General features: G+C 71.4%; 16 protein-coding genes and 1 pseudogene. 9 read left to right on the forward strand and 8 right to left on the reverse strand.

What is annotated here, in order from left to right; all coding sequences use genetic code 11:
• Positions 1 to 216 precede the first annotated feature (216 nt).
• Together ABZX85_RS35370 and ABZX85_RS35375 are read right to left on the reverse strand one after the other, a co-directional pair.
• Entirely contained in the window at positions 217 to 600 is a 384-nt protein-coding gene (locus tag ABZX85_RS35370; protein WP_355878083.1) for a VOC family protein, read from the reverse strand.
• Positions 601 to 630: 30 nt separating this feature from the next.
• Positions 631 to 1,095: a hypothetical protein gene (locus ABZX85_RS35375; protein ID WP_355878086.1), complete on the reverse strand. Its 465-nt coding sequence runs from the start codon at positions 1,093 to 1,095 to the stop codon at positions 631 to 633.
• 197 nt (positions 1,096 to 1,292) lie between these two features.
• Here ABZX85_RS35375 and ABZX85_RS35380 point away from each other — a divergent pair, with 197 nt between their 5' ends.
• The 4 genes and pseudogenes from ABZX85_RS35380 to ABZX85_RS35395 all read left to right on the forward strand — a co-directional run bounded on the left by ABZX85_RS35380 (position 1,293) and on the right by ABZX85_RS35395 (position 5,103).
• Positions 1,293 to 2,573: a beta-ketoacyl-ACP synthase 3 gene (locus ABZX85_RS35380; RefSeq protein WP_355878088.1), complete on the forward strand. Its 1,281-nt coding sequence runs from the start codon at positions 1,293 to 1,295 to the stop codon at positions 2,571 to 2,573.
• Positions 2,560 to 3,732, forward strand: a pseudogene (locus ABZX85_RS35385) (beta-ketoacyl-[acyl-carrier-protein] synthase family protein); the annotation flags it as partial. The gene ABZX85_RS35380 and the pseudogene ABZX85_RS35385, both read left to right, overlap by 14 nt.
• Positions 3,733 to 3,751: 19 nt before the next feature.
• A complete protein-coding gene (locus tag ABZX85_RS35390) occupies positions 3,752 to 4,756 on the forward strand; it encodes an SDR family oxidoreductase (RefSeq protein WP_355878091.1) in 1,005 nt (334 codons plus the stop codon).
• Positions 4,757 to 4,812: 56 nt separating this feature from the next.
• Positions 4,813 to 5,103 (forward strand): hypothetical protein, encoded by a 291-nt coding sequence (locus ABZX85_RS35395; RefSeq protein WP_355878094.1) that lies wholly within the window; start codon positions 4,813 to 4,815, stop codon positions 5,101 to 5,103.
• A gap of 73 nt (positions 5,104 to 5,176) precedes the next feature.
• On the opposite strand, the gene ABZX85_RS35400 is transcribed toward ABZX85_RS35395, so the two are convergent.
• A complete protein-coding gene (locus tag ABZX85_RS35400; protein ID WP_355878097.1) occupies positions 5,177 to 5,515 on the reverse strand; it encodes a helix-turn-helix domain-containing protein in 339 nt (112 codons plus the stop codon).
• Positions 5,516 to 5,611: 96 nt separating this feature from the next.
• Between ABZX85_RS35400 and ABZX85_RS35405 the strand changes: the two genes are divergently transcribed.
• From ABZX85_RS35405 to ABZX85_RS35415, 3 genes are all read left to right on the forward strand, one after another.
• Complete coding sequence (locus ABZX85_RS35405) at positions 5,612 to 6,493, forward strand: NAD(P)-binding domain-containing protein (protein WP_355878099.1); 882 nt, start codon at positions 5,612 to 5,614, stop codon at positions 6,491 to 6,493.
• A 134-nt stretch (positions 6,494 to 6,627) separates the two neighbouring features.
• The gene (locus tag ABZX85_RS35410; RefSeq protein ID WP_355878102.1) at positions 6,628 to 7,149 is read left to right on the forward strand and encodes a SigE family RNA polymerase sigma factor; all 522 of its coding nucleotides are present in this window, start codon (positions 6,628 to 6,630) and stop codon (positions 7,147 to 7,149) included.
• 53 nt (positions 7,150 to 7,202) lie between these two features.
• Positions 7,203 to 7,640, forward strand: a complete 438-nt coding sequence (locus ABZX85_RS35415; protein ID WP_355878105.1) for a hypothetical protein — start codon at positions 7,203 to 7,205, stop codon at positions 7,638 to 7,640.
• A gap of 119 nt (positions 7,641 to 7,759) precedes the next feature.
• Here ABZX85_RS35415 and ABZX85_RS35420 read toward each other — a convergent pair whose 3' ends face one another.
• The 3 genes from ABZX85_RS35420 to ABZX85_RS35430 are packed head-to-tail and all read right to left on the reverse strand — an operon-like array spanning position 7,760 to position 9,155.
• A complete protein-coding gene (locus ABZX85_RS35420) occupies positions 7,760 to 8,182 on the reverse strand; it encodes an NUDIX domain-containing protein (RefSeq protein WP_355878108.1) in 423 nt (140 codons plus the stop codon).
• Entirely contained in the window at positions 8,179 to 8,334 is a 156-nt protein-coding gene (locus tag ABZX85_RS35425) for a DUF397 domain-containing protein (RefSeq protein ID WP_355878110.1), read from the reverse strand. The genes ABZX85_RS35420 and ABZX85_RS35425 overlap by 4 nt, the downstream gene beginning before the upstream one ends.
• Positions 8,331 to 9,155 (reverse strand): helix-turn-helix transcriptional regulator, encoded by an 825-nt coding sequence (locus ABZX85_RS35430; RefSeq protein WP_355878113.1) that lies wholly within the window; start codon positions 9,153 to 9,155, stop codon positions 8,331 to 8,333. Before ABZX85_RS35430 ends, ABZX85_RS35425 begins: the two co-directional genes overlap by 4 nt.
• Before the next feature lie 111 nt (positions 9,156 to 9,266).
• Between ABZX85_RS35430 and ABZX85_RS35435 the strand changes: the two genes are divergently transcribed.
• A complete protein-coding gene (locus ABZX85_RS35435; RefSeq protein ID WP_355878116.1) occupies positions 9,267 to 9,662 on the forward strand; it encodes an ATP-binding protein in 396 nt (131 codons plus the stop codon).
• A gap of 139 nt (positions 9,663 to 9,801) precedes the next feature.
• A complete protein-coding gene (locus ABZX85_RS35440) occupies positions 9,802 to 10,839 on the forward strand; it encodes a phosphatidylinositol-specific phospholipase C domain-containing protein (protein WP_355878119.1) in 1,038 nt (345 codons plus the stop codon).
• 11 nt (positions 10,840 to 10,850) lie between these two features.
• Here ABZX85_RS35440 and ABZX85_RS35445 read toward each other — a convergent pair whose 3' ends face one another.
• Complete coding sequence (locus tag ABZX85_RS35445) at positions 10,851 to 11,252, reverse strand: hypothetical protein (RefSeq protein ID WP_355878122.1); 402 nt, start codon at positions 11,250 to 11,252, stop codon at positions 10,851 to 10,853.
• Between the two features lie 85 nt (positions 11,253 to 11,337).
• On the reverse strand, positions 11,338 to 25,533 hold the full coding sequence (locus ABZX85_RS35450; protein ID WP_355878125.1) for a hypothetical protein: 14,196 nt from the start codon (positions 25,531 to 25,533) through the stop codon (positions 11,338 to 11,340).
• Between the last annotated feature and the right edge of the window lie 199 nt (positions 25,534 to 25,732).

Below are 25,732 nucleotides of genomic sequence, written 5' to 3' on the forward strand. Positions count from 1 at the left end.
ACGCGGCGGAGCCGCACATCAGACACAGCCCCGCGCCCCTAAAAGACTGGGTTGCGGCCGGGGAGTCGCCGCGGCTAGTTCGCGCTCACGCGGCGGAGCCGCACATCAGACACAGCCCCGCGCCCCTAAAAGACTGGGTTGCGGCCGGGGAGTCGCCGCGGCTAGTTCGCGCTCACGCGGCGGTGCCGCGCATCAGATACGGCCCCCTCCCTGCCCTCACACCTCCCCCAACCTCCTCCGCAGCAAGCAGAACTCATTCCCCTCCGGGTCCAGGAGGGGATACCAGCTCTCCTCGCCGGTCTGGCCGATGTCGGCGTGGCGGGCGCCGAGGGTGAGGAGGCGGGTGAGTTCGGCGGGCTGGTCGCGGTCGGTGGGGTTGACGTCGATGTGGAGGCGGAGTTTGGCGGGGCGGGGGTCGGTGGTGGGGCTGAGGATCAGTGTGGGCTGGGGGCCGCCGAAGCCTACGCCGGGCGGGCCGATCTCGATGCTGCCGTCGTCCTCGCGGCCCACCTCGACGTATCCGAGGACCGCACACCAGAAGACGGCGAGCCCCTCGGGGTCCACAGCGTCGATGACGAGTTCACTGATACGGCATGCCATGCGGGAAGCCCGCCTCCTCGTACGCCCGGCTCACGTGTCGTAACAACCGTCCCACGGCGGGTAGAAGCCGAGCCCCTCCGGATACAGCTCGGCGTTCACCTCGTCCTCGTCCTCCTCCAGGACCAGACCGAACAGCGCCCCCTCGAAGCGCACCTCGAAGGGGGCGATCGCGATGTCCTGGTAGCGGAGTCCGGGCAGCCCGGCCAGCCACGCGTCGAGCAACCGCCTCGCCGCGTCCACCGCCCGCTGCTCCCCCTCCGCCGACGTACCGGTGAACTCGATCCGGGAGCCGAGGTGACGGCCGGCCGCGTCGAAGCGGTGGAGTACGGCGCACCAGCGCTTCGCGGCGAGGCTGTCGTCGCGGCTCCAGTCGTTCCAGTCCTCGGGGAACGCCGCGGTGACGGAGGCGAGGAACTGCCCGTCCCGGCACCGCCCGATGGTGCGGGTGTAGTGATCGGGTTCGTGGCGGATCGGTATGACGTCGGGAACGCTCATGGCTGAACCGTAGACGGGCGGCCCGGCACCGCTCGCGGGGAAACCACGTAACCCGTCACCGGTTCCCGCTCACCCTCACGCCACCCCCCGCGATCCCCTCAGCGCCCCGCCCGCCCCCCATGTGAGTGATGACTCCCGGTACCCGCAACCGCTTTCCTTGTACCGGCGGTCCCCCCACACGCAGAGCGAGGCACCGCATGTCCCCCACCCCCGCCTCGGTGATCCGAGGTGTCGGTTCCTGCCTCCCCGACCGCACCGTGACCAACGCCGACCTGGTCACGGCCGGTCTGAACACGACGGACGACTGGATTCGCACCCGGACGGGCATCGCGGCCCGCCGCAGGGTGAGACCCGGTACGAGCACGGGCGACCTGGCGACGAGGGCCGCGAAGGCCGCGCTCGCGACGACCACCGTCCGCCCCCAGCTCCTGATCCTCGCGACGACGACCCCGGACCACCCCTGCCCCGCGACAGCACCGCAGGTGGCAAGCAGACTCGGCCTCACGGACATCCCCGCGTTCGACCTCGCGGCGGTCTGCTCCGGCTTCGTGTACGCCCTGGCGGCGGCCGACAGCTGGATACGGTCCGGCGCGGCGGACTCCGCGCTGGTGATCGGCGCGGAGACGTACTCGACGATCGTGGACCCGGCCGACCGCAACACGGCGATCCTCTTCGGCGACGGCGCCGGGGCGGTCGTACTGAGTAGGGGCCTGCGGGAGGAGCCCGGCGCGATCCTGGCCGTGGACCTGGGCAGCGACGGCCGCGGCGCGGACCACGTGATGATCGAGGCGGGCGGCTCCCGGCACCCCACCACGCCCAACACCCTCACCCCGTACGACAGTTCCGCCCGCTTCCTGCACATGAAGGGCCGTGAGGTGTACGGCCAGGCGGTCCGCCGTATGACGGCCTCGGCCCGCCGCACGCTGGCCCGCCTGGACTGGCCGCCCGACTCGGTCGGCGCCTTCGTCGGCCACCAGGCCAACCAGCGCATCCTGGACGCCGTCGCCGACCGCCTCGGCATCGCCCCCGCGCACCGCCACGGCAACATCCACGACGTGGGCAACACGGCCGCCGCCTCCATCCCCCTCGCCCTCGCGGACGTCGTCGCGCGCGGCGCCGTCCGGCCCGGCACCCGCACTCTCCTCACCGCGTTCGGCGGCGGCCTGACCTGGGGTTCCGCCGCCCTCACCTGGCCCGATCCGGCACCCCTCGCCCCGAAGGAGCCCCTCATGACGACCACCGAGCCCGCCGTGTACGACCACCTCGTGCACCTCCTGGAGACGAAGTTCGACGTCTCCGAACCGACCCCGGACGCCACCTACACCTCCCTCGGCCTCGACTCCCTGGCCGTCGTCGAACTCTTCGTCACCCTCTCCGACCACTGGTCGATCACCCTCGACGACACGGAGGCGGACCCGGAGCTGACCGTCGGCGCGACGGCGGATCTGGTGGAACGGGCGCGAGATGAACGGGGTTGACGTCGCCGTCACCGGCATCGGCCTGCTCACCCCGGGCGGCACGGACCGCGAGACGACCTGGCGCACGGCCCTGGAGGGCCGCCCGACGGCGGCGCCGGTCCCCCAGCTCAAGAACCTGAGCGTCGACTTCGCGTGCACGGTCCCCGACCACCCGCTCCCCAGGCGGAGTTGGCAGTACGACCGGCACACCAGGTTCGTGCTGGCCGCGGCGGAGGAGGCGGTGGCGGACGCGGGACTGGACCCGGGGGAGTGGGACGGCGACCGGGTGGCCGTCGTCGTCGGCACGGCGTTCGGTGGGACGGAGTCCCAACTCACGCAGCACGAGCGCCTGTTGGCGGGCTCCCCGCTCTCCCCCTACCTGATCCCGATGTTCCTCCCGAACATGGCGGCGGCCCAACTCGCCCTGCGGGTAAGGGCACGCGGCCCGGCCTCGGGGGTCTCCACGGCCTGCGCGTCCGGCGCGACGGCGATCGGGACGGCGTGGAACCTGCTGCGGACGGGTGTCTGCGACATCGCGCTCGCCGGGGGCACGGACGCGGCCGTCCACCCCCTGTGGATCGCCGGTTTCGACAGCATGGGCGCGCTGACCCGGCGTGCCGCCAGGCCCTTCGACGCCGACCGGGACGGGTTCGTGATGGGGGAGGGGGCGGGGGTGCTGGTCCTGGAACGGGCGGCCGACGCGCGGGCGCGGGGGCGGCGGGGGTACGCACTGCTCGCCGGGTACGCGGCGACCGGCGACGCGCATCACGCGGTGGCGCCGGACCCGGCGGGGCGAGGGGCGGAGCGGGCGGTGCGGGGTGCGCTGGAGGTGGCGGGCGTCGAGCCGTCCGCCGTCGACCACGTCAACTCCCATGGCACGGGTACTGAGTTGAACGACGCCGCCGAGGCGGCGCTGATCGCCCGCTGCTTCCCGCACGGCCCGTCCGTGACGTCCGCGAAGGGCACCCTGGGCCATCTCCTGGGCGCGGCGGGCGCGGTGGAGGCGGCACTGACGGCGCTGACGCTGTCGTCCGGCGAAGTCCCCCCGACGGCGGGCCTGAAGCGGCCGTCCCCGGAGGCGGCGCGGCTGAACCTGATCAGCGACCGGGCCTCCCTGGCCCACCCCACCCTCGCCCTGAGCCACTCCTTCGGCTTCGGCGGCCACAACACGGCCCTGCTCTTCGGCAAGTTGGCCCCTGATGCCGACCACGCACCTCATCACCGGCGCGACGGGCCTGATCGGCGCGGCCCTCGTCCTCCACCTGGCGGAACACACGGACGACGAGTTCGTGTGCCTGGTCCGGCCGCCCGTGGGGCGGTTGCCCGACATGCTGAGACGGTCGGCCGAGGCGTACGGCACCAGACCCGAGGTCCTCGACTCCGCGCTACGCCGCACCCGCACGCTGGAAGCGGACCTGACGGCACGGACCCTCCCCCCACTCCGCGTCCCCCGCCCCCACGTCTGGCACTGCGCCGCGGCCCTCCACTTCCGCCGCGCCCACTGGCGCCCCGTGTTCCACACCAACGTCCGAGGCACGCGCCGCGTACTGGAGTTGGCCCGCCGCCTGGACTCCCCCGCGTTCACCTACTTCAGCACGGCGTACGTCGCCGGCACGACCACCGGCACGATCAAGGAAACCCCCGCCACCCCGTCCACGGCCCGAACCCCCTACGAGCTGAGCAAAATCGCCGCCGAACGCCTCCTGTTGAACGCCCCCGACATCCCCGTACACATCCTCCGCCCCTCGGTCGTCGTCGGCCACAGCGAGACCCTCGCCTACCCCGGCACCCCCAGCGGCGCGTACACGATCCAACAACTCCTGGCGGCCCACTACAGAGCGCTCCCCCCGCCCACCACCCACCCCCGCATCCAGGCCCTCCCCCTGGAACCCTTCAACATCGTCCCGATCGACCATGTGGTCCGCGAGGCCCACGAGTTGACCATCAGAGCCGAACCGGGCGGCATCCACCACCTCACCAACCCCACCCCACCCACCACGGACGCCCTCCTCTGCGCCCTCCTCGCCAACTGCCGCGCCCCGTCCCCCACTTACACCCACACCCCCGACCCCGTCCTCCGCATGACCCTCGGCGTCTACGCCCCCTACCTCAACAACCCCCAACACTTCACCCGCACCCACCCGGGAACCCCTTGGCTACCGGACCAGGAGACACTGCGGGCGATGTTCCGTCCGTTCGCGTAGACCGGCCGCCGGACAGGACCCTGGTACGGGGTGATCCGCGTGCATAGAGTCCCCTCATGAACGACGAGATCACGCTCATGGTCGGCCGACGGCTCTACTCGTTCGACGGGCGGGTACTGGAGATATTCGGCGGTGAGGACGCCGTCCGCTACCACGTGCGGAACATGTACGTGCGGGTCACCGGGCCCGACCGGAAGGGCAAGCGGGTCGTGGAGATCGGCCATGGCAAGCAGCCGGACTCCCGGGGTGGAGGCCACGTCTGGCGGTACACGGCCGAGGAGTGGGACGAGGTGCGGGGGCTGGGGGAGTTCCTGGAGACGGTGCGGACGGCGGCGGAGTCGGTGTGACGCGGGGGCGCTGGTTGCCCCCTGGAGCGGACGTCGTTCACAACAGCCCCTGGCCCAGCGCCTCCTCCGGCCCTCACCCGGCCGTCCGCTCGCGCCCCCACGCGGCCAGCGGCTGGAGGGCGTCGTTGAGGCGGGTGCCGTCCTCGGTCAGCGAGTACTCGACGCGGGGCGGGACCTCGTCGTAGGAGACGCGGTGCACGACGCCGTCCGCCTCCAGTTCGCGCAGGTGGGAGGCGAGGACCTTCTCGGTGATCCCCGGAAGCAGCCGCCGCAGCTCGCCGAAGCGGCGGCAGGGGTGCTCGTGGAGCGCCCAGAGGATCAGCACCTTCCACTTGCCGCCGATGACCTCCATCGCGGTGTCGATGCCGCAGACGTGTCCGCCTGGTGCGCCCGGCCGGTTCAGCGTCGTCATGCCCCGCCCTCCTGACGTGCTCGCTCACCCCGGGGTAACCACCCACTCCGAAGTGCGTACTTGATCACCTCCGGGCCTTTGACCAGCCTAATCGGCATGACACAGCACCCTGTTGAGAAGACCCCCGTCACCCTCCTGGGCCTCGGCGCGATGGGCACCGCCCTGGCCCGTACCTGGCTCACCACCGGCCACCCCCTCACCGTCTGGAACCGAACCCCGGCCCCGGCCAAGGCACTTGCCGCCGACGGCGCGAGCATCGCGGACACCGCCGCAGCGGCGGTCGCGGCCAACACCCTCGTCATCGTCTGCCTGTTGGACGACACCTCCGTCGACGACGTCCTGTCCGGCACCGACCTCTCCGGCCGGGACCTCGTCAACCTCACCACCAGCACCCCCGCCCAGGCCCGCGCCCGCGCCGAGTGGGCCCACGCGCGCGGCGCCCGCTACCTGGACGGCGGGATCATGGCCGTCCCCCCGATGATCGGCGTCCCGGAGACCGGCGGATACGTCTTCTACAGCGGCTCGCGCGAACTCTTCGAGCGACACCGCCGGACGTTGGCCGTCCCGACCGGCACCACCTACGTCGGCGAGGACCCGGGCTTCGCCGCCCTCCACGACATCGCCCTCCTCAGCGCCATGTACGGCATGTTCGCCGGCGCCGCCCACGCCTTCGCCCTGATCCGCAAGGAGGCCATCGATCCCACGACCCTCGCCCCACTCCTCGCGGACTGGCTCACCGCGATGGCCCCGGCGGTCCACCAGACCGCCGACCACCTGCGCACCGGCGACTACACCTCGGGCGTCGTCTCCCACCTCGCCATGCAGGTGGCGGGCACGCCGACGTTCCTGACCACCGCCGAGGAACAGGGCGTCAGCCCGCAACTCCTCACGCCCTACTTCGAGTTGATGCGCCGCCGCCTGACCGAGGGGAGCGGCGAGGAGGATCTGACGGGGGTGATCGACCTGCTGGTGCGCTGACGGGCCGGCGGCCTGACGGAGCCCCTCACCGTCCCGGAAACCCGGACCGCTCATGTGACCCAGGTCTCAGTGTGGCCGTGCAGCAGACGAGGCGGTGTTCACGTCGAGGAGGGGTGACAGGAAGGGAGGAGCGTATGGAGGCCGACTTCCAGGCTTTCGTCGCCGCGAGATCGACCGCGCTGTTCCGGGGTGCCTACGTCCTGACGGGTAACCGCGAGGCGGCGGAGGACCTGGTCCAGGAGACCTTGGAGCGAGCCTGCCGCAAGTGGCGAACCATCGCCAAGAAGGACGCTCCGGATCTCTATGTGCGGCGGATCATGGTGAACCTGGCCAACGACCGCTGGCGCAGGTTCCGCCGCCTGGTCACGACGTCCGATCCGGAAAGCGGTGACAAAGCCGCCCCGGGAGACGAGTTCGGACAGGTGGACAACCGGGACCAGTTGGTGCGCGCTCTGCAACAACTGCCCATGCGGATGCGCACGGTCGTGGTGCTGCGGTACTTCCACGACCTCTCCGACACCGAGATCGCAGCCGACCTGGGCATATCGCCCAGCACGGTGCGCTCCCAGCTCGCTCGCGGGATCGAGAAGCTCAGGGACCAGATCCCCGTACTCTCCGCCCCTTCACCACGGCAGCACACGGAAGGAATCCGATGAACTCGTACGGCGATGCACGGCCTTCCGGCTGCACACCTTTCGAAGAGGAACTGATGAACGCCATGAACCGATTCGCGGACTCCGCCGAGGCCCCCGACTTCGACGCGCCCCAGATCCTGCGCCGCACCCGGCGCAGGCGCACCATCGGCATCGCCGCCGTCGCCGCCGCCCTCATCGCGGCGGGTGGGGGTACGGCCCTGGCCACCTCGATCGCCGGCGGCAGCTCGACCCCGGCGGCGCCGAGCACGGCCGACAAGAGCGACGCCACCATCATGCTGTACGGCGAGAACCCGACCATCCCGATCGACTTCGCCGGCTGGAGCCTGGAGGGTGCCAAGTCGTACGTCGAGAAGACCCAGACGAAACTCGGCACCGTCACCAAGAAGGCCGTCAAGGGCTGCAAGCCGAACTCGGTCCTCGGCGTCTCCCCGCACGCCCCGGCGATCGTCCACAACGGCGACACGGTCAGCTTCACCGTCTGCGCCGGCTGACCAGGCCCTGAGCCGGCACGAGCGCCCGCCCCTGCGTCAATCAGGGGCGGGCGCCCGTCACAGCATCACACGGCGCGGACGGCCCGGTGTCGAGACGGGCCCCGCTCACCACCCCGGCCTCAGCCGAACACCCCGTCCTCCAGGGCCCCATGGAGAAGTCGCCGGAGTCCGACCGGCCTCAAGTTGACCGCGTCCAGCGCCTCGTGAGTCAGCGGGATCTCGTCGAGGTGGTACTCACCCGTACCCGGCGCGCTGAACTCCGGCCCCGAACGGTCCTCGAAGGACCAGGTCGTGATGGGAGCGAGGTAGAAGTAGTTCCGGCTCTCCCCCTCGTCCAGCGTCCACAACAGCCGCAACGAGTCCGCGACACCGGCGATCTCTTCCCTCAACTCCCGCCGCAGCGCGTCCTCATGGGTGACGTCGGTGGGTTCGACCTTGCCGCCGGGGGTGACCCAGTAGACGGGGACACCGGGGCGGGTACGGCGGATGAGGAGGAGGGCGCGGGAGGGGGTGGGGAGGAGGGCGCGGACGCGTTCGATCACGGGGTGGGGGTGATGGTGAGGTACGGGGCTTCGGGGGTTTTGGAGTCGCGGATGTGGATGGCGGAGGAGTGGGCGGCGACTTCGACGCACGCGCTCTGCTCGGCGCTGCTGTAGCTCGACCTCAGCCATCGGCGTCGTCCGGTGCCGTTCATCGCTCCTCCTTGATGATCTGGTCCAACAGTGCCATCGATTCATCGGGGTTGAGAGCCTGGGAGCGCAGCATGTCGAACTTCTGGCAGCGGGACATGATGTCGTCCGGAGCGGTGATGAGGACGGTCCCCATCGCGCCCTCGGCGTACACGAACCGGTCCGGCTCGGGCGTCTCCATGATGTGGATCGGCCCCTGGCACCCCGCGTGGGAGGACCGGTCCATCGGCAGGATCTGAACGGTGATGTCGGGCAGCTCGCAGCAGGCGCGCAGATGCCGCAACTGCTCCAGCCAGACGGCCGTCCCGCCGAACGGCGCCCGCACGGCCGCCTCCCAGATCACGAAGCACATCGTCGGCGGAGCCTCCCTCGCCAGGATCTCCTTACGGCGCATGCGCGTCGCCAGCCGTTCGGCGATCTCCTCCTCCGGGAAGGCCGGTACCCGGCTGCGGAACAGGCTCTCCGCGTAGGCGCGCGTCTGGAGCAGGCCGGGGATCAGCCAGATCTCGTACGACAGGTGGTACGACGCCGTCCGTTCCTGTTCGAGGAACTCCTCGTACCACCGCGCGATGAGGTCGGCCTCAGGCAGGTGCCCCACCATCGCGACCAGCACCCCGCCGGTCTCCAGGAAGTCGTCCAGCTCGGCGGCGGTGATCGGGTGCAGGGGACGTCTGCCCTGCTCGATGGAGGCGAGCAGCCCCTCGGAGATCTTGAAGTCACGGGCCAGCTCCCTCTGTGTACGCCCGCTGTTCCTGCGGAGTACGGCCAGGACGGCACCGACCATCCGGTGGGCCGACCCGTTCGACCGGCCCTTCTTCTTCGCCATGGTGCTTGACTCCCCGTCCCCGCAAGAGCATCCACACAGAGCGCTGGTACATCCACGATGTACGCACTCACCGTCTGTCCCATGATGGCGACATCACGTAACCCTCGTCCCATGAACGTGGAACTCCAACTCCCCACCACCCGCGAGCGCCTCTACCCCCGAGCCCGCCGCTCCGTCCCCGCCGCCCGGGACTTCACCCGCGCCACCCTGACCTCCTGGAACACGACGGCCCCCCTCGACGACGTCCTCCTGTGCGTCACCGAACTCACCACCAACGCCCTCCTCCACGGCGTCCCCCCGGGCCGCTACTTCCTCCTCCGCCTCCGCCCCCACGGCAAGGCCGGCGTCCGAGTCGAGGTGCACGACAGCGGCCCCGGCACCCTCCCGATCGTCCCCACCCCGAGGGAGAACGGCGGCCGGGGCCTTCTCCTGGTCGCCGCGCTGGCGGACAAGTGGGGCGCGCAGCAACGGCACCCGGGGAAGGTGGTGTGGTGCGAGTTCGGATGACGGCTCGCCACCTCCCCGCGCCCTTACCAACTTCACGAACACCCTCACGAACGTGTTCCCCTCCCCGCCACCCCGAAGTAACCGCCCGCTCCTACTGTTCCGCCGATTCCAAGATCCCCGGCGGAGGAAGGACGACACCATGCGAGCGACGGCAAGGCGGGCGGCACTGACGGGCGTGGCGGCGGCGATGGCGCTGCTGGCGGCACCCGGCAACGCGACCGCGGCGACGACGACGTACGCGCAGACGACGGCGATCGGCACGCACAACGCGTACGACAAGTCCAAGTACACCTATTTCGCGCAGGCGTTGGACTCGGGTGCCTCGCTGCTGGAGCTGGACGTGTACGCGGACAGCGTGAGCGGACGGTGGCGGGTGAGCCACGGCAAGCCGCTGGCGAACGACAACAACTGCGAGGACGCGGACCAGCCGAGCGAGCTGTACAGCAAGGACCGCAACCAGGACCTGGGCAGCTGCCTGGACAACATGGCGGCGTGGCAGCAACTGCACCCGGACCACGCGCCGATCGTCGTGAAGGTCGAGATGAAGGTCGGCTTCGACAACGACGCGGGCCTCGGCCCGGACGAGTTCGACACGCTGGTCTCGCAGAAGCTGGGCGCGAGCGTGTACAAACCGGCGAACCTGCTCGGCACCTCGTACGCGACGCTGGACGCCGCGGCGAAGGCGAACGCGTGGCCCACCCGGGACGCCCTGAAGGGCAAGTTCCTCTTCGAGCTGATCCCGGGGACGGTCGAGAAGGCGAACCCGCTGGACACGTACTGGACGGACGAGGAGTACGCGGACCACCTGCGCGACCTGTACGCGGCCGGGAACATCGGCTCGGCGGAGGCGTTCCCCGCGGTGCTGGGCGCGGCGGCGGGCGACCCCCGCACCCGTTACCCGGACACGACGATCCGCCCGTGGTTCGTCTTCTTCGACGGCGACGCGGGCACGTACGTGAACGACGCGTACGACACGTCGTTCTACTCGACGAACCACTACATCCTGATCATGACGGACGCGTACGAGATCTCCCCGGCGATCTCCTCGACGACCCCGACGGACGCCGAAGTCGCCGCCCGCCTCTCCCTGTTGGCCGCCGACCACGCCAGCATCATCACGTCGGACTGGTCGGCGAAGTCGGCGTCGGTGCTGTCGTCGGTGACGACCCGAAGCTGACGCGCACCCCCTCACCCCCGCAACGACTCCGCGACCCACACCGCCGTCTTCTCCCCCGCCCGCTGCTTGACCAGCCCCTCCTTGGCGGCGGCCCGAACCCGTACCGCCGTGCCCGCGCCGTCCTCCCCACCCGGAGACACCGACACGGTCACCACCACGGGATTCAGGCCGCCCGCCCCACCCCCGACGACGACCCGTACGACCGACCCGCCCCCGTCATCGACCCGGCGCCCGGCCCCGTACAGCACCTCCGCGACCCGCGCCACGGCCTCCTCGAACGGCAGGGGCACGACGAGGTCGATCTCCCGGACGTTCTTCGGCATCAGCGAGGCCACCCACCGCACAAGCCGCCCGCCACCCGGCCCCAGCGCGGCAAGCGCCTCGGCGAGTATCCGATCCTCGCTACGCTCCACCCGTCCCCCTCAACGTCCCCGCACGTCCCGTACAGCGCCCGGCGGGCCCCGGCCAGTCTCCCAGCCGAGGCCCCGAACCCGCGCCTCACCCCCGCCTGCGCCGCCGCACCCAGACCGGCACCCCGTACAACAGGCACCCGGCGACCAGCAGCCCCACCGCCGCCCACCCCCAACGCCCGGAGGAATCACCGGTGTCGGGAAGAGGCCGCGGAGCCGGCGTCGAGCTCGGCACCAACGGCACCGGCGTCACCGTCACCGAACACCCCGGTCTCACCACCCCCGGCGGACAGTTGGACACCGTGGGCCCTCCCGTCACGGGAACCGTCACCGGCGTCGAGGGCGGCGTCCTCCCGAACACCACCGTGAACGTGACCCGCACGGGACGCGCACAGTCCCCCGGCGCCGTCCCCCGCCAACTCACCTTCCCCGCCCCGAACTCCACCCTCCCGGCGGTGGCCCGCGCGTCCCGCCCGTACGTCGCGTACTTCAGCACCTCGCTCAGGTCGACGCCGGCCGTGGCCCCCGAGATCGCCGTCCCCGTAGGACTGCACACGCTCACCGTGTACGTCACCCGGTCCCCCGGCCTCGGCCGCGGCTTGTCGGTCGTGATGTGCACATCGACCCGCCCCTCCCGCACCGGGACCCGGAAGTCCTCGACCTGCCCGGCCCCGCCGTACCCGACGGGCCGGGGATCGGCGGGCAGCGCCCGCCGCACCGGCACGGACCGCGGCGAGCCACCGACCCGGGCGACGGCCCGCGTCTCCCCGGCGGGCAGCTCCGGCGACACCCCGTCGGCCGGCTGCGCCCCGTACAGCCGCAGCCGCATGTACGTCGTCCCGGCCTTCGCGAACTCGGCGTCCGGCCAGCTCAACGTCACCGAGGTGGCCCCGTCCGCGAGGGGCCGGGTGATCCGCTCCCCCTGGTCGAAGGTCCCGTCGAAGTCGTGGTCGAGCCAGGCGGCCAACATGGCTTTCGAACCGGTCGAGTTGGTGAGCCGGACCGGCACGCTGTACCCCCGCTGCCCCGAGTACGCGACCGGAACGGCGGTCGGCCCCCGCCCGGACTCGTCCAGCCGAGCACCGCCGGGATGCCCGTCCACATCGGCGAAACTCCCCTTGCCGAGGAACAGCCCCGGCACGATGACGTGGTACGGCCCGCCGACGGACAGGCTCGTCCGGTACGAGTCCGGCGCCTCCGCGAACTCGTACTCCGGCCCGGCGACCGTGGCCCCGCACCCCACCGGATACCCGGCGTCCGAACGGTTCCCGAAACAGGTCGAGTTGGCGCCGGCCCCGGTGATCTGGTTGACGATCTCCCCGCCCCCCGGCACCGCGTTGGCCAGATAGGTGTACGTCACGGTCGAACTGGCCCCCGCCGCGAGGTCCCCGGTCCACGTGAAGTCGAACCCGTCCCCGGGGGTCACCGTCCCCGAGGTCGCCGAAGGCCCGGACACGGGCCGCCGGTTGAGCAGCCCCGCCCCCTCGGTGACCTGATCGGTGTACGTGGCCCCGGGATAGTCCGACCCCGACGGATTCGTGACCGTCACCGTGTACGACACGGCATCCCCCGGAACCACCCGGGTCGTGGACGCCACCTTGCTGATCCGAAGCGACGGCACGGCGTTGGACGTCACCGAACAGGCCGGAGAAGTACCGCAGTTGGACCCGGGCGAGGTCGAGGTGACCGCGTTGGCGAGCACCCCGTCCCCCATCCGCGCAGGATTCGCCTTCACGGTCACGGAGTAGGTGACGGTCGCGGTCGCCCCGGCCGGGACGTTCCCGCTCCAGGACAGCGTGGGCGACGCGTACGAGACACCCCCGATCGAGGCGCTCGCGTCACCGTTGTACGCCGCGTCGTCGAGGACGTCGCTCAAGTCGTCCGCCCAGACGGCCCCGTTGAACGTGGCGGTCCCCTCGTTCAGCGCGGTGACGGTGTACGTCACCGTCTGCCCCGGCAGCGGCGCCGAGGTCGAGGCCGACTTCGTGAACCGGATGCTGGGCACCCCTCCGGTCGCGCCGGACCCGCACAGGGGGTCCGCCGAACCCGGTCCGCAGTTCGTGTCCGGCGTCGAGACGACCGCGTTGGCCAGCCTCTTGTCCCCGGTGTCGGGGCTGTCGACGGTGACGGAGTAGGTGACGGTCGCGGTGGCCCCCGCCGGGACGTCGCCGCTCCAGGACAGCGTGGGCGCCCCGTAACGGACCGTCCCGATCGAGGCCGTGGCGTCACCGCCGTACGTCGCGTCGTCGAGGACGCCCGTCAGGTCGTCCGACCACACCGCGCCGACGTAGGCGGCCGTGCCGGTGTTGCGGGCGGTGATCGTGTACGTCACCGTCCGCCCCGGCAGCGGGTTCGGCTCGGACGACGTCTTGGTCAGCCTGAGATCGGGCACCCCGCTCCCGGGTTCGCCGCCGGTCGTGCAGGCGGCGCTCTGCTTCCCGGCCGCACAGTTCGAACCGGCGGGCCCGGTCACGGAGTTGACGAGCCGATGATCCCCGGTGTCCGGGTTGCCGACGGTCACCGAGTAGCGGACCGTCACCGTCCCGCCTCGGGGGACCGTCCCGGTCCAGGAGAGCTTCGGCGCGGCGTACGACACGGTCCCGGCCGACGCCGTCGCGTCACCCCCGTACACCGCGTCGTCGAGGACCTCCGTCAGGTCGTCCGACCATGCCGCGCCCGCGTAGTCGGCCTGCCCGGTGTTGCGGAGCGTGACCGTGTACGTGACCTTCTGGCCCGGCAACGGGGTGGCGGAGGAGGCCGACTTGGCGATGCTGAGCCTCGGAATCCCCGGCGGGACCGGCGAGCAGTCCGTCTGGGAGGCGCCTGACGGGCAGTTGGTGCCGCCGCCCGGCGAGGTCACGGTGTTGGTCAGTCTCCCGTCCCCGATGCCCGGGTCGTCGAGGGTCACCGAGTACGTGACGGTGACGGTGTCCCCGACGCCCACGTTCCCGCGCCACGAGAGCTTCGGGTCGGCGTAGGACACCGAACCCCCGCTCGCGGCGGCGTCGTTGCCGTAGGACGCGTCGTCCAGGACCCCGCTCAGATCGTCCGACCAGGCGGCCCCGGCGTACGTCGCCGTCCCGGTGTTCTCGACGGTCACCGTGTAGGTGACGGTGTCGCCCGGCACCGGCGCGGCCGGCGAGAACGTCTTCCTGATCCGGAGCTGCCCGACCCCGGAGACCGACGAGCAGTCCGCGTCCGCCCTGCCCGCCCGGCAGTTGGACCCCTGCGGCCCGCCGACCGCGTTGACGAGCCGCTGGTCCCCGGTGTCCGGGTTGTGCACGGTGACGGAGTAGGTGACGGTCGCGGAGGCCCCCGCCGCGACGTCGCCGGACCACTTCAGCGTCGGGGCCGTGTACGTCACCGAGCCCGCGGTCGCCGTCGCGTCGCCCCGGTACACCGCGTCGTCGAGCACGCCGGTCAGATCGTCCGACACCACCGCCCCGGCGTAGTCCGCCGTCCCGGTGTTCTCGATCACCACCGAGTACCGGACGACCTGCCCGGCCGTCGGCGTCGCGGGGGACTGCGTCTTGGTGATGTGCAGCTCGGGAACGCCCGGGATGTCGGCGGAACACCGCGGATCGGCCGACCCCTTCGCGCAGTTCGACCCGACCGGCCCGACCACCTTGTTGTCGATCAGTCTGTCCCCGGTGTCGGGGTCGTTCACCCGCACGGCGTAGGTGAACGTCTCGGTCGCCCCCTGAGCCACGTCACCGCGCCAACCGACCACGGGCGCCGTGTAGTTCACGGCTCCCGTGGACGCGGTCGTGCCGCCCGCCCACGCCGCGTCGTCGAGGACGTCCGTGAGATCGTCGGAGACCACCGCCCCCGTGTAGTCGGCCGTCCCCGTGTTCTTCAGCGTCACGGTGTACGTCAGCGTCTCCCCGGGCAGCGGCACCGACGGCGAGACCGTCTTGGTGACGGCCAGCGCGGGCACCCCGGTCGCGGCGGGCGCGCAGTCCGAATCGGTGGACCCCGCACCGCAGTTGGAGCCGGGCGAGTCGGAGACGACCGCGTTGGCGAGCCGCTGGTTCCCGGTGTCGGGGTCGGCGACGGTCACGGAGTAGGTGACGGTCGCGGTCGCCCCGGCCGCGAGATCGCCGGTCCAGGAGACCTCGGGGGAGGCGTAGGAGACCGAACCGCTCGACGCCGAGGCGTCGTTGTCGTACGCCGCGTCGTCCAGGACGTCCGTCAGGTCGTCGTGCCAGGCCGCCCCGCGATAGGCGGCGGTCCCGCTGTTGCGCACGGTCACGGTGTACGTGACCTTCGCCCCGGGCAGCGCGACGGCGGTGGACGCGGTCTTCCTGTACGTCAGTTGCGGCACCCCGAGCGGGGTGGTGGAGTTCCCGCACTCCGAACTCGCCGTTCCCTGCCCGCAGTTGGTGTCCGGCGTGGACGTCACCATGTTCGTGAGCCGCTTGTTGCCCGGCATCGGGTTCCCGAGCAGCACGCTGTACGTCGTCGTGGAGACCGCCCCCGCCGCGAGCGTCCCGTTCCAGCTCAACTTCGGTGCGCTGTAGGCGATATCACCGCTGGAGGCGTCCGCGTCGGCGTTGTACGTCCCGTCGTCGACGAGGTCGGACAGGTCGTCGGACCACACCGCGCCGGCGTAGGCCGCCGTCCCCGTGTTCCGGGCGGTGACCGTGTACGTCACCTTCTGTCCCGCCACCGGGTTCGCCGGTGACCGCGTCTTGGTGAGCCGGAGCTGCGGCACCCCGTTCGAGGTGGTGCACCCGGTGCCGGAGGGCCGGGCGCAGTTCGAACCGGCGGGCCCGGTCACGGCGTTGGTGAGCCGCTGGTCGCCGGTGTCGGGGTTGTTCACGGTCACCGAGTAGGTGACGGTGACGGACGCGCCCGCCGCCACGTTCCCGGTCCACGTCAGCTTCGGCGCGGAGTAGGAGACGGTACCGGCGCTCGCCGAGGCGTCACCGCCGTACACCGCGTCGTCGAGGACACCGGTCAGGTCGTCGGTGAAGGAGGCCCCGGGGTAACCGGCGCCGCCCGTGTTCCGCACGGTGACGGTGTAGGTCGCCTTCTGCCCCTGGAGCGGCGCGCTCGGCGACATCGACTTGCTGATGTCGAGCGCCGGCACCCCGTCGATGTCGGCGGCGCAGTCCGCGTCCGCCGATCCCGCCCGGCAGTTCGAACCGGGCGGCCCGGTCACGGAGTTGGCGATCCGGCCGTCGCCGGTGTCCGGCGCGTCGACCCGCACCTGGTAGGTGACGGTGACCGTCCCCCCGCGCGGAACGGTCCCGGACCAGGACACCTTCGGCGCGGAGTACGCGACCGTACCGGCCGTCGCGGACGTCCGGCCGAGCCAGGTGGCGTCGTCCAGGACCCGCGTCAGATCGTCGGAGAACGAGGCCCCCGCGTAGTCCGCCGTCCCGGTGTTGCGGAGCGTGACCGTGTACGTCAGCGTCTCGCCCGGCACCGGGTTCGTGTCGGACACCGCCTTCCGCACGGCCAGCGCCGGAACGCCGGCCGGTGTGCTCGCACAGCTCGGATCGGTCGACCCCCGCGGGCAGTTCGTCCCCGGCGAGGTCGCGACGACCGTGTTCGTGAGCTGCTTGTCCCCGGTGTCCGGGTCGTTCACGGTGACGCTGTACGTCAGCGTCACCGACGAGTTCCCCGGCACCCCGCCCGACCAGCTGAGCTTCGGCGCCGCGTACGACACGGTCCCGGACGACGCCGAGGCGTCCCCTTTGTAGGCCGCGTCGTCGAGGACGCCGCTCAGGTCGTCGTCGTACGAGGCGTTCGTGTACGCCGTCCCGCTGGGGTTGGTGACCGTCACCTTGTAGCTCACCTGGGAGCCGGGGGTCGCCTGCCCGGTGGAGGTCCGCACCTTGCTGATCCGGAGCGTGGGCACGGTACTGGAGGCCGTGGAGCAGCCGGAGCCGCTCGCCGAAGCGCAGTTGGCACCGGGCGACTCCGAAGTCACCGCGTTCTTGAGGACCTTGTCCCCCATCCGGGCCGGGTCGCTCTGCACGGTCGCGCTGTACGTGACGGTCACCGTCCCCTGCGCGGGAACATCACCCCGCCAGGTCAGCTCGGGCGCGCGGTAGGAGACGGTCCCCGCCGACGCCCTCGCGTCCGCCCCGTACACCGCGTCGTCCACGACCCCAGTCAGGTCGTCCGTGAACATCGCCCCGTTGTAAGGGGAGTTGCTCGGGTTGGCCACGGTCACCGTGTACGTGACCTTCTCCCCCGGCTGCGGAGCGGCCTCCGACACCGACTTGCTGATCCTCAACTGCGGCACGGCATTGCTCGTCGAACAGCCGGGGTCCCTCGAACCTGCGGCACAGTTGGAGCCGCCGGTCGAGGTGACGGCATTCCCGAGAACCTGGTCCCCGCTGTCGGGCGAGTTCACGGTCGCGGAGTAGGTGACGGTCGCGGTCGCCCCGGCCGCGAGATCCGCGGACCACGTCACCTTGGGGGAGGCGTAGGCGACGGTCCCGACGGAGGCCGTCGCGTCACCGCCGTACGCCGCGTCGTCGAGGACGTCCGTGAGGTCGTCGGTGAAGGTGGCGCCGTTGTAGACGCCGGTCCCGGTGTTCTGGACGGTCACCGTGTACGTGACCTTGTCGCCGGGCTTCGGCGCCGAGTTCGAGACGGTCTTCCCGATCCGGAGCTGGCCGACGCCCTGCGGGGTGGCGTTGCCGCACGCCGAACTGGTCGTGCCTTTGGGGCAGTTGGTGTCCGAGGTGGACGCCACCACGTTCGTCAGCCGCTTGTTCCCCGGCATCGGTTCACCGAGCGTCACGCTGAAGGTCGTGGTGGAGGTCTGCCCGGCGGTCAGCGTGCCGGTCCACGACAGCGTGGGCGCCGTATAACTCACGCTGCCCACCGAGGAGTTCGCGTCCCCGTTGTACGACCCGTCGTCGATCAGGTCGGTGAGGTCGTCCGACCAGGCCGCCCCGGTGTACGTCGCCGTCCCCGTGTTCCGCGCGGTGATCGTGTACGTCACCGTCCCGCCCGCCACCGGGTTTGCCGGGCTGAACGTCTTCGTCAGCCTGAGCTGGGGTACCCCGTTCGAGGTGGAGCAGCCGGTGCCGGAGGGCCGGGCGCAGTTGGAGCCGGAGGTGGAGGTGACGGCGTTGGAGAGGGTGCCGTTGCCCGTGTCGGGGGTGTCGACGGTCGCGGAGTAGGTGACGGTCGCGGTCGCCCCGGCCGCGAGATCCGCGGACCACGTCACCTTGGGGGAGGCGTAGGCGACGGTCCCGACGGAGGCCGTCGCGTCAGCGCCGTACGCCGCGTCGTCGAGGACGTCCGTGAGGTCGTCGGTGAAGGTGGCGCCGTTGTAGACGCCGGTCCCGGTGTTCTGGACGGTGACCGTGTACGTGACCTTGTCGCCGGGTTTCGGCGCCGAGTTCGAGGTGGTCTTGGTGAGCTGGAGCTGGCCGACGCCCTCGGGGGTCGGGTTGCCGCAGGCGGGGTTCGTCGTGCCCGGGGGGCAGTTGGTGTCCGGGGTGGAGGTCACCGTGTTGGTGAGCTGCTTGTTGCCGGGCATCGGGTTGGCGAGGGTGACGCTGTACGTCGTCGTGGAGGAGCCGCCGGGCGGGAGGTCGCCGGTCCAGGAGAGGGTGGGGGAGGAGTAGGCCGGGGTGCCGGAGGAGGAGTCGGCGTCGCCGTTGTAGGTGCCGTCGTCGATCAGGTCGGCCAGGCTGTCGGACCAGCTCGCCCCCGAGTACGTCACCGAGCCGTCGTTGGTGGCGGTGACGGTGTAGGTCACGGTCTGTCCGGCGACCGGATGCGCGGGGCGGGAGGTCTTGGTGAGCCGGAGCGAGGGGAAGCCCAGGTCCACGGAACAGGCCCCGGCGGTGGCGCAGTTGGAGCCGGCGGGGCCCGTCACCGCGTTGTTCAGGCGCTTGTCGCCGCCCGGCGGGTTGTCCACGGTCACCGAGTAGGTGACCGTCCGGGAGCCGCCGGCCGCGATGTCGCCGCTCCACGACAGGGTGGGCGCGCTGTAACTCACCTTCCCGCCCGAGGCGTTCTGGTCGTTGTCGAACGTCGCGTCGTCCACGACGTCCGTCAGGTCGTCGGAGAAGGAGGCCCCGGTGTACGTCCCGGTGCCGACGTTGCGCACGGTCACCGTGTACGTGACCTGCTGTCCCGGCCTGGGCGCGGAGGTCGACGCCGTCTTGGCGATGCGGAGAATCCCGACCGCGACGGTCTCCGAGCACTTCTGGTCGGCGGACCCGGCGGCGCAGTTGGTGTCCCCGGTCGACTCGACCGCGTTGGCCAGCGAGGCGTTCCCGGTGTCGGGGGAGTTCACCGTCGCCGAATAGGTCACGGTGACCGTGGAGTTCGCGGGCACGTCACCGGTCCAGGACAGCTTCGGCGCGGTGTAGGAGACGGTCCCGGCGGAGGCGGTCGCGTCACCGCCGTACGTCGCGTCGTCGACCACGTCCGTGAGGTCGTCGGTGAAAGTCGCCCCGGGATAGGCGAAGTCGGTGCCGTTGGTGACGGCGACCGTGTACGTGACCTTCGTCCCCGGGATCACCGGCCCGCTCGGGCTCGCGGTCTTGCGCATCGTGATCCGTGCGGTGCCGCCCCCGTTGGAGTCGGTGCAGGAGTCGTCGGTCGTCCCGGTCTCGCAGTTCGTGCCGGGCGCGGTGAGGGCGTTGTTGAGGACGCCGTTCCCGGCGGGCGGGACATTCACGGTGACCCGGTAGGTGACGGTCGCCGTCCGCCCGGCGGCGACGGGCCCGGTCCAGGTCAGCTTCTTCGCGCCGGAGTCGTAAGTGCCCCTCCCGGCCCCGGAGTCGATCGACCCGTTCACGAACGTCGCGTCGTCCACGACGTCCGACAGGTCGTCGGTGAAGGTGAACGCGCTCGCGTCGCCCTTCCCGTTGTTGGTGGCGGTGACGGTGTACGTCACCGTCGCCCCCGGCTTCGCGCCCTGCGGCGAGGACGTCTTGACGAGCGTGACGTCCGGCCCGTCCACGGTCACCGAAGCCGTACACGTGCTGCGGCAGTTGACGTCCTCGGTCCCCGAAGGCACAGTCACCGTCGCCGTGTTGGTGACCTGCCCGTGCGCCCCGGCGGTGACGTTCCCCGACAGCACGTAGGTGAGCGTCCCGCCCACCGCGACCGTCGGCCGGTCCGCGAGGTCCCCGCTGCCGCCCGCCGCCCCGCAGGCGCTCCCCGAGGACGCGGCGCAGGTCCAGCGGAAGTTCCGGTTCTGCAAGGGCAGCGTGTCCGCGACGCTCACCCCGGCCGCCACCGACGGCCCGGCGTTCGTCAGCGTCACGGTGTACGAGAACGCCTGCCCCGGCTGGTACGACGTCGCCGACCCGGCCTTGGTGAGGGTCAGCGCGGTCCGCGGCGCCCCGACGGGCGGCGGCGGCGCCGGGTCCGAGGAGTTGTCGCCCGGCGTCGGGTCGTTCGTCGCCGCCTTCGACACGGCGACGTTCCCGATGTCGGACCCGTTCCCGGTGTACGCTGGCGACAGCCGCACGGTGACCGTGTCGACCTGCGAGGCCCCGTTCCCGAGGGTCGCGATCGTCGGACAGGTCACGTTCTGCCCGGTGGCCGTGCAGCCGGTCGACGACGACACGAAGGCGAGCTGCGCCGGCAACGCGTCGGTGACGGCGACCTGCCGGGCGTCCGAGGGCCCGTTGTTCGTCGTCGTCACCGTGTACGCGAACGTCTGCCCCGGCACGATCCGCGCCTGCGTCGCCGCCCGTTTGGCGGTCGCCACATCGGCCGACGCCGCCCCCACGTTCGGATTGACCGTCGGGGACGTGTCGTTGGCGGTGTTCGGGTCGTTCGCCCCGCCGGACACGGTGACCGCGTTCCCGAGGTCCGACCCGTTCCCCGTGTACGAGGCCGCGATCAGGACGGTGAGCCGCGCGGTCACGCTCCTGCCGCTCGCCGCGCTCAGCCCCGTGCAGGTGACGGTCCGGCCGGACGCCGTACAGACCGAGTCGGACGACGACACGAACGACGTCCCGGCGGCCAGCGTGTCCGTGAGCGTGACGGTGCCGACCGCGTCGGACGGCCCGTTGTTCGTCGCGCCGATCGTGTAGACGACCTGCTGCCCCGGTACGACCTGCCCCGTCGTGCCGAGGACCTTCGTCCCCTGGAGGTCGGTCTGCGGCGGGCCCACGTTCGGCGAGGACGGCGTGGACGTGTTGTTGCCCGGCACCGGGTCCTGCGTGCCCGACGCGGACGACGCCACGTTCCGGATGTCGGCACCGGTCCCGGTGTACGAGGACGCGAGCCGCACGACGATCCGGTACGCCTTCGACGCCCCGGCCGCGATCGTCGCCGTCGGCCCGCAGGAGACGGTCTGCCCCGACGCCGTACAGCCGTCCGGCGAGGACACGAAGGCGAGTTGGGTCGGCAGGGTGTCCTTCACGGTCGCCTGCCGGGCGTCCGAGGGCCCGTTGTTCGTGGTGGTGACGGTGTACGTGAACTGCTGCCCCGGCGCGACCGTCCCGCTCCCGCCCGGCGAGGTCACCGACTTCGCGGTCGTCAGATCGGCCTGCGGGGTCGAGACGTTCGGCGGGACCCGCGCGGAGGTGTTGTTGTCCGGGTCCGGATCGGTGTTCCCGGCGCCCGGCCGCCCGCTCGCCTGGTTCGGGATCGTCGAGCCGTCGCCCTGGTAGGCGGCGGAGATCCGCACCGTGAAGGGGTACGCGACCCCTGTCCCCACCGGGATGTCGATCCCCGAACAGGTGATGTTCTGCCCGGAGTTCGCGCAGTTGGACGGCCCCGACACGTACGTCATCCCGGTCGGCAGCGTGTCCGTCAGCGTCGCCCCCGTCGCGACCGAGGGACCGGCGTTGTTGATCCACACCGTGTACTGCACGGTCGACCCCGGCGGTACCGCCGTCGTCGTGTTCAGCACCTTGCTGACGTGGATGTCGGTCACCGGACCGCCGATGTTCGGCGTGGACGGCGTCGAGGTGTTGTCGCCGGTGTTCGGGTCGGGGGTGCCGGACGAGGTCGCCGTCGCGGTGTTCCGGATGTCCGAGCCGTTGCCCGTGTACGACGGCGAGGTCGTCACGACGATCCGCCAGGACGCCGAACTCCCGGCGGCGATCGACGCGTTGGGCCCGCAGGTGACGTTCTGCCCGGCCGCCGTGCAGCCGTCCGGCGAGGAGACGAACGTCAGCCGGTCGGGCAGCGTGTCCGTCGCGGAGACCCCGGCCGCCGGGCTCGGGCCCGCGTTGCTCGCGGTGACGGTGTACGTGAACTGCTGCCCCGGCGCGATCGGCCCGCTCGGTGAAGTGACGCTCTTCGTCGTCGAGATGTCGGCGGCGATGGGCGAAACGGTCACCGCCTGGCCGCAGTTGGCGTTCGAGCCGGTGCAGGGGGAGGGGTCGGTGGACGAACTCGCCAGCGACTGGACCTGGTTGGTCTGGGCCGTCGTACTGTTCATCGTCGCGGTGACGGTCAGCGTGGCCGTCGTCCCCGCCGCCATCGTGCCGATGTTCCACTGCCCGGTGCCCGGCGTGTACGCGCCGCCCGAGCTGTCTCCGACGTACGTCACCCCGCTGGGCAGCCGGTCCGTCAGGACGGTCGTCGCGGACTGGCTGGGCCCCTGGTTCTGCACGGTCACCGTGTACTGGAACCGCTGCCCGTAGCCGACCTGCGTCGCGTTCGCGGCCTTCGTGACGACGAGGTTCGAGACGGCGGACCCGACGTTCACCAGCGTCGTCGCCCGGTCGTCGCCGGCGACGTAGTCCCCGAACCCGCTGACCTGGATGCCGTTCGGGCTGGTCAGCTGGGTGTTGGTGGGCGCGTTGCCGTACACCGTCACCGAGATCGGCAGGCTGACGCTCGCCCCCGAGGCCAGCGCCGACGCCTGGACCGTGCAGGTGACCGCGCTCTGATCGGCGTCGACCGTGCAACCCGCCGGCTGGCCCGAGGTGTTGGCGAAGGTGTACGGCGGCACCTTCACCGTCACGGTCGCGTTCTGGGGCGCGTTGTTGGGGCCGTTGTTGCGGACGACGACCGCAACGGTCGTCACTCCGCCGGGGACCGTCGTCGCGCTGCCGCCGCTCGGGGTGACGTCGAAGTCGTCGGCGAGGATCGTCGTCCGCGCGCTCGCCGTCAGGTTCGCCGTCGTGTCGGCGAAGTCGGCGTCCACGTTCGAGTAGGCGCCGAGGAGCTGGTACCGCGCGGTGTTGGTGATCGTCCCGGGGCCGACCGCCGTGCCGTTCACGGTGATCGTGTCGGTGACGCCGATGGGGGTGCCGATGGGCACGCTGACGGCGTTCCCCGAGCCCGAGGACGCCGACTGGCCGCTCTGCCCGCAGTAGCCGCCGCTGCCCGCCGAGCAACTCCAGGTCACACCATTGATGTTGGACGGCACGGTGTCGACGAGGGTGCCCGATGTGCCGTTGACCGAGTCCGGCTTCGCCGTCGCCTGGATCTGGTACCGCACCGGCTGCCCGACCCACACCGAGGAGGTGCCCGTCTTGGTCGTCGCCGCGTTCGTCGGCAGGGTGACCTGGACGTTCCTGATGTTGTTCGCCTCGTAGGCGCCGCCCGTCGAGGCCGCGAACCCGATCTTCATCTGCGCGGGGAGGGCGGCCTGTCCCGCGCTCGACCCCACGTCGTAGTTGCTGACGATCGTCGTCAACTGCGCCGCGGACGGGCCCTGTTGGATGGTGACGACGCTGCCCTTGATGATGACCCTGAGGTGGGCGAACGTCGTGTCGCCGGACTGGTTGAAGCCGTTGTTCACGCCCACGCCGGTCAAGTACCGGTATCCGCTGGTCCCTTGGCCCGAGCCGCGCAGCACGATGTTCTGCGGTCTGCCGCCGGGGCCGGTGTTGTTGCCCGCGAGCCCCGTGCTGTAGTTCCCGTAGTTGTCGATCCCGATCCCGAGCCAGCCGCCGTTCATCCCGGGGACCGTGCACGGTCCGTTCGAGCCCTGCGCGATACAGGCGTACCCGAGTCCGGCGCCGGAGCCGCCCATCTGGTTCGGGGTCGCGGCGGCGTCCATGAAGAACATGGAGAGGCCGTCCCCGTCACCCGAGTTGATGTTGTAGTCGAAGTCCGTCACGACGCCCGCGCCGGCCGTGAAGTAGTCGTTCAGGACGTACGCGCCCTTGAGGTTCCCCCGGTTCGTCGTCAACTGGAGGTACGGATTGCCCACCGACCCGTGCAGGTACGCCTGACTCCCCTGCACCGCGTTGATCGCGACCCAGCAGTGCGAGAGCCGGCTGGTCTGCGAGACGGTGAAGGTCTCCGTCACCGGGAACTGGAGGTTCTGCGGGGAGCCGGAGCAGTCCCCGACGTTCTGGGTGGTGTCACGTCTGCGGGGGGCGGGGGAGGGGGGCGGGGGCGGGCTGGGCGAGGGGGATGCGGAGGGAGGCGAGGGCGGAGACGCGGACGCCGACACGGGTGCCGCTGCCTTGGCCGGGGGAGAGGCGCCGGCGGACGGGGACGGGCTGACGGACGGGGACGGGCTGGCCGAGGGAGCCGGGCCGACGGACGGGGCCGCAGACGCCTCCCCCGCGGAGGAACCGGAGCGCGAGCCGGACGTAGAGGTTGAGGCGGACACGGAGGCCGAGCCGGACGTGGAGGTTGAGCGAGACGTAGAGGTTGAGCCGGACGCAGAGGCCGAGCCGGACGCAGAGACCCCACCGCCCTCCCCCCGATCCGCGTCCCCGAACGGCCCCACCAGCGTCACCCCGTCCCGAACCCCCTCCCCCACCCGGAACGTCACCCTCTTCACCGCCCGCGAGAACACCACATCCGCACTCCGCCCGGCCTCCCAGACCCGCCCACCGCCACCACCACCGGCCGCACTCAACGCCACCCCCTCACCGACCCGGCCGATCCGAGGCGACACCCCCGCCCCGAACCCCTCGGCAGCCACCGCCTCCCCGCCCTCGGTCACCCCTTCCGCGCTGACGGTCCCCCCGCCCAGCCCGCCCAGCGAGAACCACACGGGCGCGGCCTCGGGAAGCGTGAGGGTGACGTCGTACGGCCCGTGCGAGGCCCCCGGCAACCGCACCCCCGCGACCCCCTCCGCACCAGCGACCCGCTCCGGCACCGCCACGGTCCGCCAGCTCCCGTAGGCGGTGGCCCCACCGAAACCGACCGTGTACCCGGAGCTCCCCGCCCTCAGCACCCCCGCCAACGACCCGCTCACCCCCATGGGCCAGTCCGCCAGCACCTCCGCCTCCCCCACCCCGAGCCGGTCCCGCAACTCCACCCCGCCCCGACGCCCCTCCCCGGACGCCGGCGCGGGCGCGAACCCCAGAAACAGCACCAGCAGAACCACGAACAGCCGTCCTGGCCACCGCGTGAGCGTGGAGTCCATGTGTCGTTCCCTGAATCGCTTAGATATGACAATCCGTCAGCATCCAGAGCAATGTCCGCAAATACGACGACCCGATCATCCCCCACCACAAGATCATCCGTACGGCCCCGACCAGCGAGAACGTTCCGCCCGGACGATGACACGGCACCTGACGAACCGTTACCTCTACAGCACAAGCCCGCGTTCACCAGCCCCACCC

This window comes from Streptomyces sp. NPDC004539, from assembly GCF_040610055.1.
GTDB lineage: Bacteria > Actinomycetota > Actinomycetes > Streptomycetales > Streptomycetaceae > Streptomyces.